General features: G+C 62.7%; 14 protein-coding genes and 1 tRNA gene. 5 read left to right on the top strand and 10 right to left on the bottom strand.

Annotated features, from left to right (window positions below; genetic code table 11):
* Positions 1 to 17: 17 nt before the first annotated feature.
* On the top strand, positions 18 to 452 hold the full coding sequence (locus GR138_RS11125) for a hypothetical protein (protein WP_160859335.1): 435 nt from the start codon (positions 18 to 20) through the stop codon (positions 450 to 452).
* A 3-nt stretch (positions 453 to 455) separates the two neighbouring features.
* Here GR138_RS11125 and GR138_RS11120 read toward each other — a convergent pair whose 3' ends face one another.
* From GR138_RS11120 to GR138_RS11100, 5 genes are all read right to left on the bottom strand, one after another.
* A complete protein-coding gene (locus GR138_RS11120; RefSeq protein ID WP_160859334.1) occupies positions 456 to 1,583 on the bottom strand; it encodes a DUF2336 domain-containing protein in 1,128 nt (375 codons plus the stop codon).
* 214 nt (positions 1,584 to 1,797) lie between these two features.
* Positions 1,798 to 3,273, bottom strand: coding sequence for a trigger factor (gene tig, locus GR138_RS11115; RefSeq protein ID WP_160859333.1), 1,476 nt, complete (start codon positions 3,271 to 3,273; stop codon positions 1,798 to 1,800).
* 178 nt (positions 3,274 to 3,451) lie between these two features.
* Positions 3,452 to 3,536, bottom strand: a tRNA-Leu gene (locus GR138_RS11110).
* A gap of 128 nt (positions 3,537 to 3,664) precedes the next feature.
* Positions 3,665 to 4,252, bottom strand: a complete 588-nt coding sequence (locus GR138_RS11105) for a GDYXXLXY domain-containing protein (RefSeq protein WP_160859332.1) — start codon at positions 4,250 to 4,252, stop codon at positions 3,665 to 3,667.
* 2 nt (positions 4,253 to 4,254) lie between these two features.
* A complete protein-coding gene (locus tag GR138_RS11100; protein WP_160859331.1) occupies positions 4,255 to 5,358 on the bottom strand; it encodes a DUF2157 domain-containing protein in 1,104 nt (367 codons plus the stop codon).
* A 1,097-nt stretch (positions 5,359 to 6,455) separates the two neighbouring features.
* On the opposite strand from GR138_RS11100, the gene GR138_RS11095 reads away from it, so the two are divergent.
* The 3 genes from GR138_RS11095 to trmFO all read left to right on the top strand — a co-directional run bounded on the left by GR138_RS11095 (position 6,456) and on the right by trmFO (position 8,643).
* Positions 6,456 to 6,599, top strand: a complete 144-nt coding sequence (locus tag GR138_RS11095) for a DUF1127 domain-containing protein (protein WP_069058672.1) — start codon at positions 6,456 to 6,458, stop codon at positions 6,597 to 6,599.
* A gap of 332 nt (positions 6,600 to 6,931) precedes the next feature.
* On the top strand, positions 6,932 to 7,075 hold the full coding sequence (locus GR138_RS11090; RefSeq protein WP_069058671.1) for a DUF1127 domain-containing protein: 144 nt from the start codon (positions 6,932 to 6,934) through the stop codon (positions 7,073 to 7,075).
* A gap of 158 nt (positions 7,076 to 7,233) precedes the next feature.
* On the top strand, positions 7,234 to 8,643 hold the full coding sequence (gene trmFO / locus GR138_RS11085) for a methylenetetrahydrofolate--tRNA-(uracil(54)-C(5))-methyltransferase (FADH(2)-oxidizing) TrmFO (protein WP_160859330.1): 1,410 nt from the start codon (positions 7,234 to 7,236) through the stop codon (positions 8,641 to 8,643).
* A gap of 9 nt (positions 8,644 to 8,652) precedes the next feature.
* Here trmFO and GR138_RS11080 read toward each other — a convergent pair whose 3' ends face one another.
* The 5 genes from GR138_RS11080 to yajC all read right to left on the bottom strand — a co-directional run bounded on the left by GR138_RS11080 (position 8,653) and on the right by yajC (position 13,430).
* Entirely contained in the window at positions 8,653 to 9,105 is a 453-nt protein-coding gene (locus GR138_RS11080; protein WP_160859329.1) for a hypothetical protein, read from the bottom strand.
* Positions 9,106 to 9,183: 78 nt separating this feature from the next.
* Positions 9,184 to 10,026 carry a phytoene/squalene synthase family protein gene (locus GR138_RS11075; RefSeq protein WP_338091086.1) on the bottom strand — a complete coding sequence of 281 codons (843 nt, stop codon included), beginning with the start codon at positions 10,024 to 10,026 and terminating at the stop codon, positions 9,184 to 9,186.
* A 31-nt stretch (positions 10,027 to 10,057) separates the two neighbouring features.
* Complete coding sequence (locus GR138_RS11070; protein WP_160859327.1) at positions 10,058 to 10,444, bottom strand: Mth938-like domain-containing protein; 387 nt, start codon at positions 10,442 to 10,444, stop codon at positions 10,058 to 10,060.
* Positions 10,437 to 12,944: a protein translocase subunit SecD gene (secD, locus tag GR138_RS11065; RefSeq protein ID WP_160859326.1), complete on the bottom strand. Its 2,508-nt coding sequence runs from the start codon at positions 12,942 to 12,944 to the stop codon at positions 10,437 to 10,439. Before secD ends, GR138_RS11070 begins: the two co-directional genes overlap by 8 nt.
* Positions 12,945 to 13,091: 147 nt before the next feature.
* Positions 13,092 to 13,430 (bottom strand): preprotein translocase subunit YajC, encoded by a 339-nt coding sequence (gene yajC, locus GR138_RS11060; protein WP_160859325.1) that lies wholly within the window; start codon positions 13,428 to 13,430, stop codon positions 13,092 to 13,094.
* Positions 13,431 to 13,598: 168 nt separating this feature from the next.
* Between yajC and GR138_RS11055 the strand changes: the two genes are divergently transcribed.
* Positions 13,599 to 14,483 (top strand): ATP-binding protein, encoded by an 885-nt coding sequence (locus tag GR138_RS11055; RefSeq protein ID WP_420853636.1) that lies wholly within the window; start codon positions 13,599 to 13,601, stop codon positions 14,481 to 14,483.
* Positions 14,484 to 14,517: the final 34 nt, after the last annotated feature.

Raw genomic sequence — 14,517 nt, 5'->3', positions numbered from 1 at the left:
AGGCGGAAAGGACGGCCATGAAAGCTGCGCTCATCGTCATGACGATCATGGGCTGCGACGACAGCGCGACCCAGTGCCATTATATCGATACGGTCGACCGAAGCTGGCAGACCGTGTCACTCTGCGACGCCCAAGCCGAAACCTATATCAATCGCCATCAGAACAAGAACTACCCGGTGATCGTTGCCGTGTGCGAGAGTTCCGGTGACCGCATCACCGCCGATGTGGCAAAGCCTGCCCCCGACGCAACGCCGGCGGATAATACCCTTGCCGCCACAGAGGCTCCGGTTCCGGCCGAGACCACGGAGGCCAAACAGGGTCTCGCGGCCCGCACGCTGAACTTCGTTAAAAAAGCCATTCCCGACAAAGCCGCGCTGAAGGCGGCCGTGACCACGCCGGTGCGCTACGCCGAGGATGGTTACTCCTGGGTGGTAAAGCGCTTCACCAAATGAGGTTCACGCCGCTTCGCGCGTGGCGATGACGGCGTAGCTGCGCGCCGTCTGGCGTTGCTCGGCAATCGCCAGACGCTCGACCAGCTCCAGCATCGACTGGCAGGACGTGTTGCCCGCGGCCCGGGCGCTTGACAGCAGCCGCTCGGAGACCGAGAGCAGGCCATCGCCACGCTTGGCCTCCGACCGCCACAGCATCGTCACCTCGGTAAAGAGCACGCTGATATCGCGCCCCAGACCTGCAGCCTCGTAAAGGGCGCGCACGGCAGCCTCGCGGCCATCGGAGAGAATCGAGCGAACGCGACGTTCCGCCTGTCCGGACAGGTTGGTGATCGCGGCGGCAAAGAACTCGACCCGCCCGGTGCACAGCGCGTGCATGAGAAAGACCGGCGTCAGCCGCGCGGTCAGGCGCAAGTGCTCGACGAGGGCCGGCATCTCCGCAGGCGTCACCTCCGCCACCATGCCGATCGTCGCGACGTCGCAGGCTTCGCGCGTGATGCGCTCGACACGGCTCGTTCCGACCGCCACCTGGATGAGCCCGAAACCGGCAAGTGCCGTGCCGACCTTCTCGACAAGCGCATGGCGGGCGTCGCTCGGCAGATCGTCGCGGTCAAGCAGCAGGGCGCGGATGTCCGCATCATGCCCGAGACGCTCGGCAATGCGTGCCAGGCTGCGGCGGGACAGCACGGCCCCTTCGTTTTCCAGCAATGCCAGCACGTCCGGCACTTCGCCGATTTCGGCAAGCGCCGCACAAACAGGCCGGGAAACATAGGTCCGGTGCGCCACCAGCATGCGCGTCACGTCGCTGCCCCGGGCGGCCAGATCGACGAGATCGGCATCCGTAAGCAAAGACGAACACAGAATGATATGAGCGGCGATTTCCGGCTGATCTTCGGCAAGCGGCAGGATAACGGCGCGCGGGGCATCCCCGCACTCGGCCAGCGCTTCTGCAAGGGCCAGCCGCACTTTCGGCGCCGGATCGTCGAGCAGAAAGATCATCGCCATTTCGGCAGCGTGCCGGTCTTCGACGGCGATGCGCGCGCGTGCGTAAGCCCGCGCCAGCACACTGGCCGCCTTCGCCCTGTCGGCGGCCCTCGCGGTCTCGACCCATCGGAGAAAAGCATGAACGATCAATGGACGCCCCAAACGCCTGCACCATAACTGTCTGAAAACACGTTATCGACAAAGTGTTTAAGATTGGTTCACCATATCCGTTAACCGGGCAGTCATTGCCACAGGCGGCCCGCAAAGCCCGTGAAACGGCATCCAGGCCTGCGTCTGGCCGATGCAGCCAAACAAAAAGGCCGCCCGATGGGCGGCCTTTCCGTATTCGATTGGGTCGAACCGATTACTCGGCGTCGCCTTCAGCGGCCTTCTTCTTGGCCGGGGCCTTCTTCTTCGGAGCGGCTTCTTCGCCTTCCGCAGCCTCAGCCTTGGCAGCAGCCTTCTTCTTCGGCGCAGCCTTCTTGGTTTCCTTCTCGGAACCCTCTTCGTCCTCGGCCATCAGCTCTTCCTTGGAGACGGCCTTATCCGTCACCTTGATTTCGCTGAGCAGGTGATCGACGACCTTCTCTTCGAAGATCGGCGCGCGCAGCGATGCGGCAGCACCTGGGGTCTTCTGGAAGTAATCGAGGATCTGCTTTTCCTGGCCCGGGAACTGGCGGAGCTGCTCATAGAGCGAACGCTGCATTTCTTCGTCGCTCACCTGGACGCCGGCCTTTTCGCCGATTTCCGAGAGAACGAGGCCGAGACGGACGCGGCGTTCAGCAAGCTTGCGGTATTCTTCGCGGGCTGCTTCTTCCGTGGTGTCTTCGTCAGCGAAGGTCTTGCCCGACTGCTGAAGGTCCGTGTTGATCTGGCGCCAGATGTTTTCGAACTCGGCGTCGACCAGGCGTTCCGGCGTGTCGAACTTGTACATCTCGTCGAGCTGGTCGAGGATCTGACGCTTGACCTTCTGGCGGGTGACCGAGCCATACTGGCTTTCGATCTGGCCACGGACGATTTCGCGCAGCTTGTCGGCCGATTCGAGGCCGAGCTTCTTGGCCAGCTCGTCGTTTATCTCGACGTCGGCGGCGGCAGCGACTTCCTTAACCTTGATGTCGAAGGTGGCTTCCTTACCGGCGAGGTTGGCAGCCGGGTAGTCTGCCGGGAAGGTCACGGTGATGACCTTCTCATCGCCAGCCTTCAGGCCGACGAGCTGCTCTTCGAAGCCCGGGATGAAGCGGTTGGAGCCGAGAACGAGTTCTGCGTCTTCGTCCTTGCCGCCGTCGAAGGCTTCGCCATCGACCTTGCCGAGGTAATCGATCGTGACGCGGTCGCCGTCGGCGGCCTTGCCCTTCTTGGTTTCGTAGGAACGCGCGCTTTCGGCGATCTTCAGGATCTGCTCGTCGACTTCCGAAGCATCGACTTCAACGACTTCGCGCGTGACGGCGATGCCGGAAGCATCCTTCAGCTCGATTGCCGGAATCACTTCGTAGGACAGCGTGAACTCGAAATCGGCCTGGCCGGCGAGAATCTTCTCAGCTTCGGCCTGGTCTTCGGTCATCCCGATTTCCGGCTGCGTGGCAGACTTTTCGCCGCGCTCGGACAGGATGGTGGACGGGCGGTCGCGGACGATCTCGTTGACGAGTTCAGCCATGATCGACTTGCCGTACATCTTCTTGAGATGCGCGAACGGTACCTTACCCGGACGGAAGCCGTTGATGCGGACACGGCCCTTGGCGTCTTCAAGACGCTCGTTCATCTGAGCTTCCATGTCCTTGGCCGGGATAACGACCTTGATTTCGCGCTTCAGCCCTTCAGCGAGCGTTTCGATAACCTGCATGTTCAAACCTTTATTTCGAGTTGGCGGTGCTCAAACCGGCCTTCCGGTTATGGCGAGCACCCCGCCGGTCCATTTGCCGGCAGTGGCTTTACTGAATTCGGTGGCCCTTTGGCAAGCAAAATGGCGCTCTCAATGCTCCACGCAACGCGGAAACCGCTGTTTCCGCGTCAGGTGGCTCTGGTGCGGGTAGAGAGACTTGAACTCCCACGCCTTGCGGCACCAGAACCTAAATCTGGCGTGTCTACCAATTTCACCATACCCGCGCCTCAGAAACCTCGTTGCCAAGGGCGGCTTGAAGGCCGCTCATCCTGGCGCCTTCCGAGCGCGGCGTCTCTATATCACCCGTTTTCGGCGGATCAAAGGAAAAATGCGCTGTCCCGCCCGTCCGCTGTCAATAGAGCGGTTCGTCATAGATCGGCTCGCCGCGCAGGATCAGCCGGGCGATCTGCGGCGTGCCATCGTCCGAGACCCGCGCCTCCACTTCCAGCTCTTCCTGGTTGCGGGCATCCTCGAGAACCTTGCCCTCGCCTTCCGGCACATAATAACGCTCGATACCGTAATTGACGAACAATGTTTCCGGCAGACCGTCCACGCCGGCATAATAATCGAACGGCAGCGTGCGCATGACGACGCTGCCCTCCGCCGGTGCTAGCTCACCGAAACTCGCCTCGGTCGCGGTCCATAGCGTGTCGGTGCCGGGCTTCAGCCGCACCGACAGCCTCGCACGGCCACCGGCCGCGGGCGCTTGCCCCGTGATGATCGACTTCGAGATCGTCGAGATGGAATAGGACAGGATCACGTAATCGCCGCGCAGCAGGTCGCGTGGATCGACGGGCAACGTCTTCAGCTTGATATCTGCGCCGCTGCGCAGAATGGAGGCGCGACTTTCGACCATATAGCCCAGCACGGCCGTCTGGAGCGCGGCTGCAACGATGGCTGCGACAAGCGGGGGCAGGCTAAAAAAACGGGATGTCGTCATGATCAGGCCTCCGCCTTCGTTTCAGCCTGGGAAAAACGCCGCTCCAGCGCGATGACGCCCCAAGCAATCAGCGCCACCACCAGACCGGACACAAGGAAGAAGCCGGATGTGCCGATGATCGAGCCGATCGTTTCCGAGGCAAGATAGAGTGTCTCGGCGGCAAAGGTGGCATAGCCAAGATAACGCACCGCCCCGTTCTCCTTGCCGGACAGCGCAATGCCGGCGATGGCGGCAGCGAGCGTGATGATGCCGAGGAACAGCCGGTCCCCGATATCATCGAATTCGGCGTGCAGCACGAGAAGGCCGACGATCAGCACGAGATAGGAATAGAAGGCCGGCGACGCACCGGCGCTGCGCGCAACCGCATGAAGTGGGGATTGCGGCACGGCGGCAAGCAGGTAGGCAACCGCACCGAAGGCGGCAATCGTGATTGCCGTCGTCGGCGTCTCGTATTCGCTATAGATAAAGGCAAGCCAGGTCACGAGCAGCAGATAGGCCAGGTGCCGGACCCTGTCGGCACCCGTGTAGCGCACGAGCAGGATGATGATGACGGCCATGACCGGCATCAGCCAGAGCAGCACCATCTCATTCGTATTGTAGGACGCGGTCCAGTCCGCGCCGGCAACCACGAAGGCCAGAAATCCTGCAATGGCGGTCACTGCGCCCGAACGGAAGAGCACGGCGGCCACGACCGCTCCGGCAAACCAGACGAGCATCGCCTGGAACGTATCGCCGGAGAGATGGTACATCTGCCCCACCAATGCGATCGCGCCGCCAAAGGCGAGCGTACCGAGCACGAGAAAGGCGGCGGCAAGCCGCTCCGCACCGCGCGTGATGAGCAAGCCGCCGGCAAGATAGGCACCCCAAATCACCCCGACGATGCCGATGAGCCGGACGAGGCGCGGTATCGCCTCCCAATTGGCGGCGACGAGCAGCAGGACGGCAGCCGAGACGAGAAGCGCCGCGATGATCATCAGCACGCGGCCCAGACTGAACGAGCTGGGGCGGGAATCATATTCCTTCAGCAAGCGCGAGGCGACTGGCTCATCGATCAAGCCTTGCGCCGTCCAGAGTTTGAGATCGCGCTCCAGCCTGCCCCTGTACATTCATTCCCGCTCCGTTCGAAAAATTGCGCCGGCGTTCAACCGATTCTCGTTCCGTCAACAAGGACGATATAGCTTGCCAGGAAATTCGCAATTGGAGCGAAATCCCGAAAAATGAGCAATTTCTCGCGGGGATTTTTTAAATCTGGCGTGACCAGCAACAAGATTAACAGGATATAAAGAAATCCTCGGCATATTTAGCCTGCAGGCACCGATTGCCCTCCCGATCTGCAGCATGCATCTGACGCATATCATCCATGCTCATATTGCACTGCACAAAAACCGGGAATGGGCTATAGTGCAGTCATCGGATCAGAAGCGATCCGGCCCGGAAATCAAGGCGCCGCGTAACGTACGGCGACAGACGAACGGGAGGGCGGACTGGTCGAGCGCCCGGCATGATGCCAAAGACCCGATACCCCGGAAACGGGGTTCGACATAGAATTCGAAGCGTCGCACTCCTCCTCCCAGCGCCGCTTCGATACGATTGGCAACACTCCTCCTCCCAGTTGCCAATCATCTTTAGTGACGCCCGCTGGACCTCCTCCCCCAGCGGGCGTTATTATTTGCGCGGAATGCATGGCATTGCTCCGCCAAAGGCGAAAAGCCCCCGGCCCCTTTTCCAATCGGCTTAAAGTTTGCGCAGACCCTCATGCCCGGCGTGAGAAGCATGCGCCTCGTGCATGGGTGCCATTCATATCCAGCTCTTCTGCGCGACGCCCTGCCGGGCTATATACACATCATCAGTCGGGCGACGATCTCCTCCTCCTAACGTCCCCGACAGGATTGGCAGCCACTCCTCCTCCCAGGTTGCCAATCGACATCAGCAACGCCCACCGGATCTCCTCCCCCGGTGGGCGTTTCTTTTTGCACCGCACCCATCCAGTCGCGCATGGCGATCTTTACCTTTGTGGCGAATCGCCCGGGTTTTGGCCAGAATTTTGCCAAAATTTCCGCTTGACATGCATAAATCGCATAGGTGCCGTGCCGTAACAGCGCTGTTCTTTTCGGCAATGCAGCGTATATTTCAAACCATCAGATCGGGGCGGCGCCAAGGACGAGCGGCCGCCCAGTAGGAAGCCCAAGAAAGGGGTAATGACATGAACCTGGCACGCTCTTTTAACAACTGGCGCAAGTACCGTCAGACCGTCAACGAACTCGGCCGTATGTCGGACCGTGAACTCCGCGACCTCGGCATCGGCCGCAGCGATATCCCGTACATCGCTCGCAAGGCTTCGATCTAAGCCAACGATCCCACGGGATCCATTTTCAAACGCCCTCCGGCTTCCCACCGGAGGGCGTTTTCGTTTGCCGGTGTTTTGCGGCGCACAATGTCGCACCCCTCCTCCAAGGCAGAAATGATTTCCGGCGGCAATCAACCTATCTGCCCGGAATATCGGCACTTTCTGCCTTCCTGCCCTCAGTGGGACCAGATGCCTGCGCGTTAATCATCTTATTGCACAAATGCATAGCAGCTGCATTTTCTTTGCACTGCACATTAATATGGGTCGGGCGTATATAGATCTCACAAACCGGCGAGCAGACCTCCCGGCCAACCGCTTCGAGGAGCAAGACCATGAACCCGATCCGCATCGCAAAGAACTGGATTTCCTACCGCCGCACGATGAACGAACTCGGCAACCTGTCGAACCACACGCTGTCCGACATCGGCCTGACCCGTTACGACATCCGCGACATCGCTTCCCGTTCCTTCCGCTAAGACATCAGCCGGATTTCCGACGCTGCGGCCGGAAACGGCGACGCGCGAGGAACGCTTCAAACGGCACCATCTGGTGCCGTTTTTGATTCCGGGGTGTGACATGCGCGCCAGACGCTTTTCCTTGGAATTGCTGCGGTGCTCATGGTAACGAACCGCCCATGACAAAAACCTCTTCCTTCGCCCCCATTCACGTCATCGGCGGCGGCCTGGCCGGCTCCGAAGCTGCCTGGCAGATTGCCGAGAGCGGCATCCCCGTCATCCTGCATGAAATGCGCGGCGTGCGCGGCACGGATGCCCACAAGACGGACGGCCTTGCCGAACTCGTCTGTTCCAACTCCTTCCGCTCCGATGACGCGACCAGCAACGCGGTCGGCGTGCTGCATGCCGAAATGCGGCTTGCCGGCTCGCTGATCATGCGCTCCGCCGACGCCAATCAGGTTCCGGCCGGTGGCGCGCTTGCTGTCGACCGCGACGGCTTTTCCATTGCTGTCACCGCCGCGCTCGAGAGCCATCCGATGATCACCGTCACGCGCGAAGAAGTGACCGGCCTACCGCCGGAAGAGTGGGACCAGGCGATCATCGCCACCGGCCCGCTCACCGCGCCGTCGCTTGCCGCCGCGATCCAGCAGCGCACCGGCGCTGATTCGCTTGCCTTCTTCGACGCCATCGCTCCGATCGTGCACACGGCCAGCATCGACATGGATACCTGCTGGTTCCAGTCGCGCTACGACAAGGTCGGCCCCGGCGGCACAGGCAAGGACTATATCAATTGCCCGATGGACGAAGCGCAGTACAATGCCTTCGTCGACGCCCTGATCGCCGGCGACACGACGGGCTTCAAGGAATGGGAAGGCACGCCCTATTTCGACGGCTGCCTGCCGATCGAAGTCATGGCCGAACGCGGCCGCGAGACGTTGCGCCACGGCCCGATGAAGCCGATGGGTCTGACCAACGCGCATAACCCGACCGTGAAAGCCTATGCGGTCGTGCAGCTCCGGCAGGACAATGCGCTCGGAACGCTCTACAATATGGTCGGGTTCCAGACGAAGCTGAAATACGGCGCGCAGGCGGAGATCTTCCGCCTCATCCCGGGCCTCGAAAACGCCGAGTTCGCCCGCCTCGGTGGCCTGCACCGCAACACCTACATCAATTCGCCGACGCTGCTTGATCGCTCGCTGGTGCTCAAGGGCCGCCCGGGCCTGCGTTTCGCCGGCCAGATCACCGGCTGCGAAGGTTATGTGGAAAGTGCCAGCATCGGCCTGCTCGCCGGCCGTTTCGCCGCCGCCGAGCGCCGTGGCGAGACACCGTCGCTGCCGCCGGAAACGACGGCTTTTGGCTCCTTACTCGGCCATATCACTGGCGGCCACATCGTCTCGGACGACGAGCCCGGCAAACGCTCGTTTCAGCCGATGAACGTCAATTTCGGCCTGTTCCCGCCGCTGGAACCGGGTTCCGTGACGAGGCCGGAAGGCCTGAAGCGTTTTCGCGGCAAGGACAAGGCAATCGCCAAGAAGCAGGCAACCGCTGCCCGGGCGCTGGAAGACTGTGCGCGGTGGCTTGAAGGCTGAGGCTGCGCCTCAGCTTGGCTGGCCGACGACCTGCTGGTCTGCGCCAGCCAAGCCGGGCATGAAGCTGCCAAGCAGCCAGAGCGAAACCTCTGCCGTCTCCCGCTCGTCACGGAATTCGAACGTGCCGCCCTCGTAGGCGGCGTTGGCGAATTGCACGGTGAGGCGCTTCGGGCCGACGCTGTTGACGCGCACGGTGCCGGGTTCGATCAGATGGCAGGAATAGTGGTGGCCGTGGGCGTTCATGCAGCCGGCCTTGCCGTCATGCAGCCGCAGGAACACGGTGCGGCCATTCGCGGTCGTGATCACCTCACGGATCGCCTCGTCTGGAAACGCCCGGCCGAACTCCAGGATCGCAAGGCCTGCATCCTCGCCCGCCATCTCCTGCCCGTCCTCCCGGCGATAGGCCTGCCGAAAGATAAGGCCCGCCAACAGAAGGCACCCAACAGTGATGGTCCAGAGCATCCGCGCGACTCCTCCGCGATAACCGTTCTGTCGCTTTAGCGGACAAGGCTTGCGCCAATTTTGCGTCTTGTCAGGTCTTCAGAACGGACCCCGGCGCATCGCCCGCCACATCCACCATTGCCGCCGCCATTGCGGGGGCTGCGGGGCGCGCTCGAGCGCTTCGGCGCCCGCCTTCTCCACGGCATTCAATATATGCCGAACCAGCGAAACTGGCAAAAATGCCGGGCGATTCGCTGCCGATATGCCGTTCGCCTCGCGCGCTTTGGCAAGATGCTCGCGCCCGAGGCCGACAAAGGCTTCCACCGCCCGCATTGCCGCGGGCCGGTCACTGCCGTCGAGCAGAGCCTCCGGTGTCAGGCCCGTCGCGGCCAGAAGATCGGCAGGCAGATAGACTTGTCCGCGCCGGCGGTGGATCGGCAGCATCAGCAGCGCGCCTGCCACCGCCTGTGCGACGCCGGCATGACCGGCTGCGTTGGCGGATTTCGGTGCATCGGCCGGATCGAGAACAAGGCTCGCCAACTGGATCAGTGCCGATGCGGTCTCGCCGGCATACCCTTCGAATGTCGCGCGGCTTTCCATCGGGTCGTTGTAGACATCGAAGATACGAGCCTCGATCATATCCGTCAGCACAGCGATGGGCAGTCGGTGTTCCTTGACCGTCGCCATCAGGGCGGCAGCAAGCGGATTGGCGGAAGCGTCACCATCCGCCTCACCTTCCAGCAGGTCGCGCCACCATTGCAGGCGGATCTCGCCGGGAAGCGCCTCGCGCACCATATCGCGCACGCGGGCGATCTCGGCGTTGAAGGCGTAAAGCGCGGCGAGCGCGCCCCGCTTTTCCGCCGGCGCCAGCAGGCAGGCGAGGTAACGGTCGCGATCGGTCTCGCGGAGCACCGTCAAACAGTGCGCGTAATTGGCTTGTATATCGGTCACGTCGAGAAAACCGCCTTCCGCGTCACACGGCGATGAGTGCGGCGGCGACCGCCCGGCTCTCGGCCAACATGACATTGAACGTGCGCACCGCCGCTCCCGTGCTCATCGGATCGGAGCTGATCTTGCGCTCGCGCAAAGCCGCCTTGATGTCCGCCGGCAGCGGTCGGATTTCCTTGCCCGTGCCAACGAGCAGCACCTCGATATCGCCTGCCTCGTCCAGCACGCGCTCGATATCGGCAAGCGTCAGCGGTGACCCCTCGTCCTTGTCCCAGCCGTGAATACCAGACGGCAGGCAAAGGATGGAGCCACGATGTGACATGTCGGCAAAGCGGAAGCCGCCATTGCCATATGCGTCGATCGGCGCACGCCCGGGGAAATGCGCCTCCCGGATTTCGATGCCTTTAGCCATTGGCTCCCGTCGCCTCCGTGACCGCTCCCTTGCCGCCCTTGCCCGGGCGGTAACGTTCCGGCTGCAGGCGGAACAGGATGAGGATCGGTCCGGCAATATAAATAGAGGATATGGTGCCGATCGCCACCCCGAAGAGCAGCGTCAGCGCGAAGGTTCGGATCGCCTCGCCGCCGAAGAAGGCCAATGCCGCCAGCGCGATCAGCGTTGTCGCCGAGGTCAGCACGGTGCGCGACAGCGTGCGGTTGATCGCATCGTCGATCAGGATGGGCAGCGGCATCTGCTTGAAATGGCGCAGGTTCTCGCGAATACGATCATAGACGACCATCGTGTCGTTCAAAGAGTAACCGGCGACCGTCAGGAGGGCAGCGACGGCGGTGACGTTGAACTCGATCTTGGCGATTGCCAGAAAGCCGAGCGTGAAGAACACGTCATGCGCCAGCGCAATGATCGCGCCGATGGCGAAATGCCACTCGAAGCGGATCCAGATATAGGCGACGAGCGCCAGGAGGCCGACGACGAAGCCGAGCGTCGCCGTATCGATCAGCTCCCCGGAAATCGCCGGGCCGACCGCCTCCACGCGACGGAAATCATAGTCGTCTTCCAGTTCGCCGCGGGCGACGAGCACCGAGGTCTGCTCGGCATTCTCGCCCTCACCCGCCGATGTCAGCCGAACGAGCGCATGCCGCGCATCACCGTGCCTGGTGACACTCTGCACGTCGACACCGGTATCGCTGAGGCGCGCGAAAATATCGGTGGGGTCGGCATTGCCCGATTTCGCCTGCACTTCCAGCGCCGCACCCCCGGTGAAATCGATTCCGAGCTGTAGCTTTCCGGCGACGAGCAGGCCGGCGATCGCAAGCGACAGCACGGCAGTGAGCAGGAAAACGCCGTTGCGCACCGCCATGAAGCGCAGGTTCAGGCGATCGAAGAAGCCGGAGCGCACCCCTTTCGGTAGGTGCGTCGCGTGGCTGCGGCCGAGCCAGGCGCGCACGAGACGCTGTGTCAGCGTGAAGGTGGTGAAGAGCGTCGCCAGCAGGCCGATGCCGACGGCGAGCGCAAAGGCACGCACGGGAGCGGCGGACAGCAGGAAGAGCACGGCAATGGCGATCAGCATGGTCGCGGACGCGTCCAGCACCGTCGCGCGGGCACGCGCGAAACCGGTATCGACGGCATCCGAGAGCGCCTGGCCTGCCTTCACCTCCTCGCGGACGCGCTCGAAGACCAGCACACTCGCATCGACCGCGATGCCGACGATCAGCACGATGCCGGCGATCATGGAGAGCGAGAACGGCGCGCCGATGAGCGCCAGCACGGCAAAGGTCAGCAACACGGTGAAAAACAGCGCCACCGAGGCGACAACACCGAGCACGCCGTAGAAGAAGGTCATGAAGGCAACAACCGCCGCAACGGCGATCACGAGTGCGATCACAACCGTTCCGCTGGAGGTCGCGCCGAGCGCCGGCTCGATCGAGCGCTCCTCGATGATAGTGAGCGGCGCCGGAAGCGGACCACTGGCGATGATGCGGGCGAGGTTTGCAGCGCCTTCGGCATCGAAGTCACCGGAAAGCCGGCCGACGCCGTCGGTGATCGCGCCCTGGATCTGCGACGTCGAGATGATCTGGCCGTCGAGCAGGATGGCGATGGTCCGGCCGCTGTTTTCGCGCGTGAAGGCAGCGAGCCGCTCCGCGGCCTCGCCCTTCAGCACGAATTCGATGAAGGGCTCGTCGTTGGCCGCCGGCTGCGCGGATGCCACATCCGTCGTCGTGAACAGATCGTCCTGCCGCACCAGATAGCCGACCGGCGGCTCGCCGATGGAATAGAGCACTTCGGAGCCAGCCGGCGCGCCATCGTCCATGGCCGTATTGACGGGCATGCTGTTATCGACGAGGCGGGCGGACAGCCGGCCGACCTGCGCAAGCATGTCCTTGACGCGTTGCGGGTCGGTCAGGCCCGGCATCGACACGACGATGCGATCGCGCTCGCCGCGCCCGACGACGAGCGACGGGATGTCGAGGCTTTCGACACGGCGGCGTACGGCATCGACGGCGCCCAGCGAGGCGGCACTCACGGCATCGTTGATGGCGGCGGGCGACAGAACGAGACGGAACTGGCCGCTTTCGGGCTCGCTGATCGTGCCGAGATCGAGGCCGGCCAGCGCTGCGCGCGCAGCCTCGAGCCGATCGGCCGACGTCACGGTGACGTCGATCGTCTGTTCCGCACCATTGAGGTCGCTATAGGGGATGCGCCCTGCGCGCAGCGTGTTGCCAATCGTTTCAACGGCGGCGCGCAACCGGTCGGCCGCGATATCGCTGCGCGAGACTTCCAGCACCAGGCGGGAACCGCCGGTGAGGTCGAGACCGGGCGCCAGGCGGTGCGCCGTCAGCCAGTTGGGAAGGCTGGCGCTCATCCGGGCCGGAAGAAGGCTCGGCAGAATGACAAGAAGGCTCGCCACAAGGACGAGCCAGAGAGAAAGGGTCTTCAAGCGGGCGGATTGTTGCATCGCGGTCTCGCCTACGGCCATTCCAGCAAAGGTGCGAAACGCGATCTTGCCGGAATTGCGTAAAAACAAAAACAACCCGGCGCCGACGCCGGCCGAAAACCAGTCCGCCATCCGGCCGGATTTTCACCCGGGCGGATGGCGGCCATGTTATTCCTTGACCGGCTCGCCCTTGACGCGGACTTCGCTGATGCCGCTGCGGACCACGCGTACCTTGACGCCTTCGGCGACTTCGACTTCGAGCTCGTTACCGTCGAGGACCTTGGAGACCTTGCCGACAATACCGCCACCGGTGACGACCTGGTCGCCACGACGGATGTTCTTCAGAAGCTCTTCGCGACGCTTCATGTTGGCGCGCTGCGGACGGATGATGAGGAAATACATCACCACGAAAATCAGCAGAAACGGCAGGACCGACATGAGAATGTCCGCGCCGCCGGCTGCTCCGCCGGGTGCCGCCGTCTGGGCGAAGGCCTCGGTAATGAACATCAGCTACTCCTTGAAATCTTGAATTTATAGAGCCTGGCGGCCCATTTCGGTTGCCGGAATATAGGCAAAGGGGTCTCGAATGCAACACACGACCTTGAGAAGCCGCCTGTTTTCAAGCGCTTTCCCTCTTTTCGCGATGTGGCGCCGTATGCTACCCGGCAAGAACGCATGAGGAGAGAGAAATTGCAGGAAGATCACGTCAAGCTTTTGCTCGCCGAAATCGGCCGTATCAATGCCGCGCTCGAGCGCCTCGCCGGCCCCGCACCCGCCGTCAACGACTGGAATGCGGCCGACGTTTTCGTCTGGTCGCCGGCGCGCCAGCACCTCCAGCCCGTGAAACGCCCGAACCGCATCGACATCGACCTCATCCGTGGCGTCGACCATGTGCGCGACATCCTGGTCGACAACACCCTGCGCTTCGCCCGCGGCCTGCCGGCCAACAACGTGCTGCTCTGGGGCGCGCGCGGCATGGGCAAGTCGTCGCTGGTGAAATCGGTGCACGCGCTCGCTGCGAGCGAGACGAAGAATGGCCTGAAGCTCGTCGAGGTGCATAGGGAGGATATCGCAACACTGCCGGCGCTGATGGAGATCCTCAAGGACGCGCCCTGCCCGGTCATCATCTTCTGCGACGACCTCTCCTTCGACCATGACGACACGTCCTACAAATCGCTGAAGGCGGCGCTCGATGGCGGCGTGGAAGGCCGGCCGAACAATGTGCTGCTCTACGCCACCTCCAACCGTCGGCATCTCCTGCCGCGCGATATGATGGAGAACGAGCAGTCGACCGCCATCAATCCGTCGGAAGCGGTCGAAGAAAAGGTGTCGCTGTCTGACCGTTTCGGCCTCTGGCTCGGCTTCTACAAGTGCAGCCAGGTCGAATATCTCGAAATGATCGACGGTTATGCGGGTCATTTCGATCTGGGCATTCCGACGGAACAACTCCACGCCGAAGCCCTCGAATGGGCCACAACCCGTGGCTCCCGCTCCGGCCGTGTCGCCTGGCAATATGTGCAGGACCTCGCCGGCCGGCTGGGCAAACCGCTCAACAAATGACCCGAGGAGCCGGCTCCAAACGAGCCGGCTTTCG

It is taken from the genome of Shinella kummerowiae (assembly GCF_009827055.1).
GTDB classification, from domain to species: Bacteria; Pseudomonadota; Alphaproteobacteria; order Rhizobiales; family Rhizobiaceae; genus Shinella; species Shinella kummerowiae.
The sequence above is the reverse complement of the archived record's forward strand: the minus strand, read 5'-3'. Positions and strand labels throughout refer to the sequence as shown.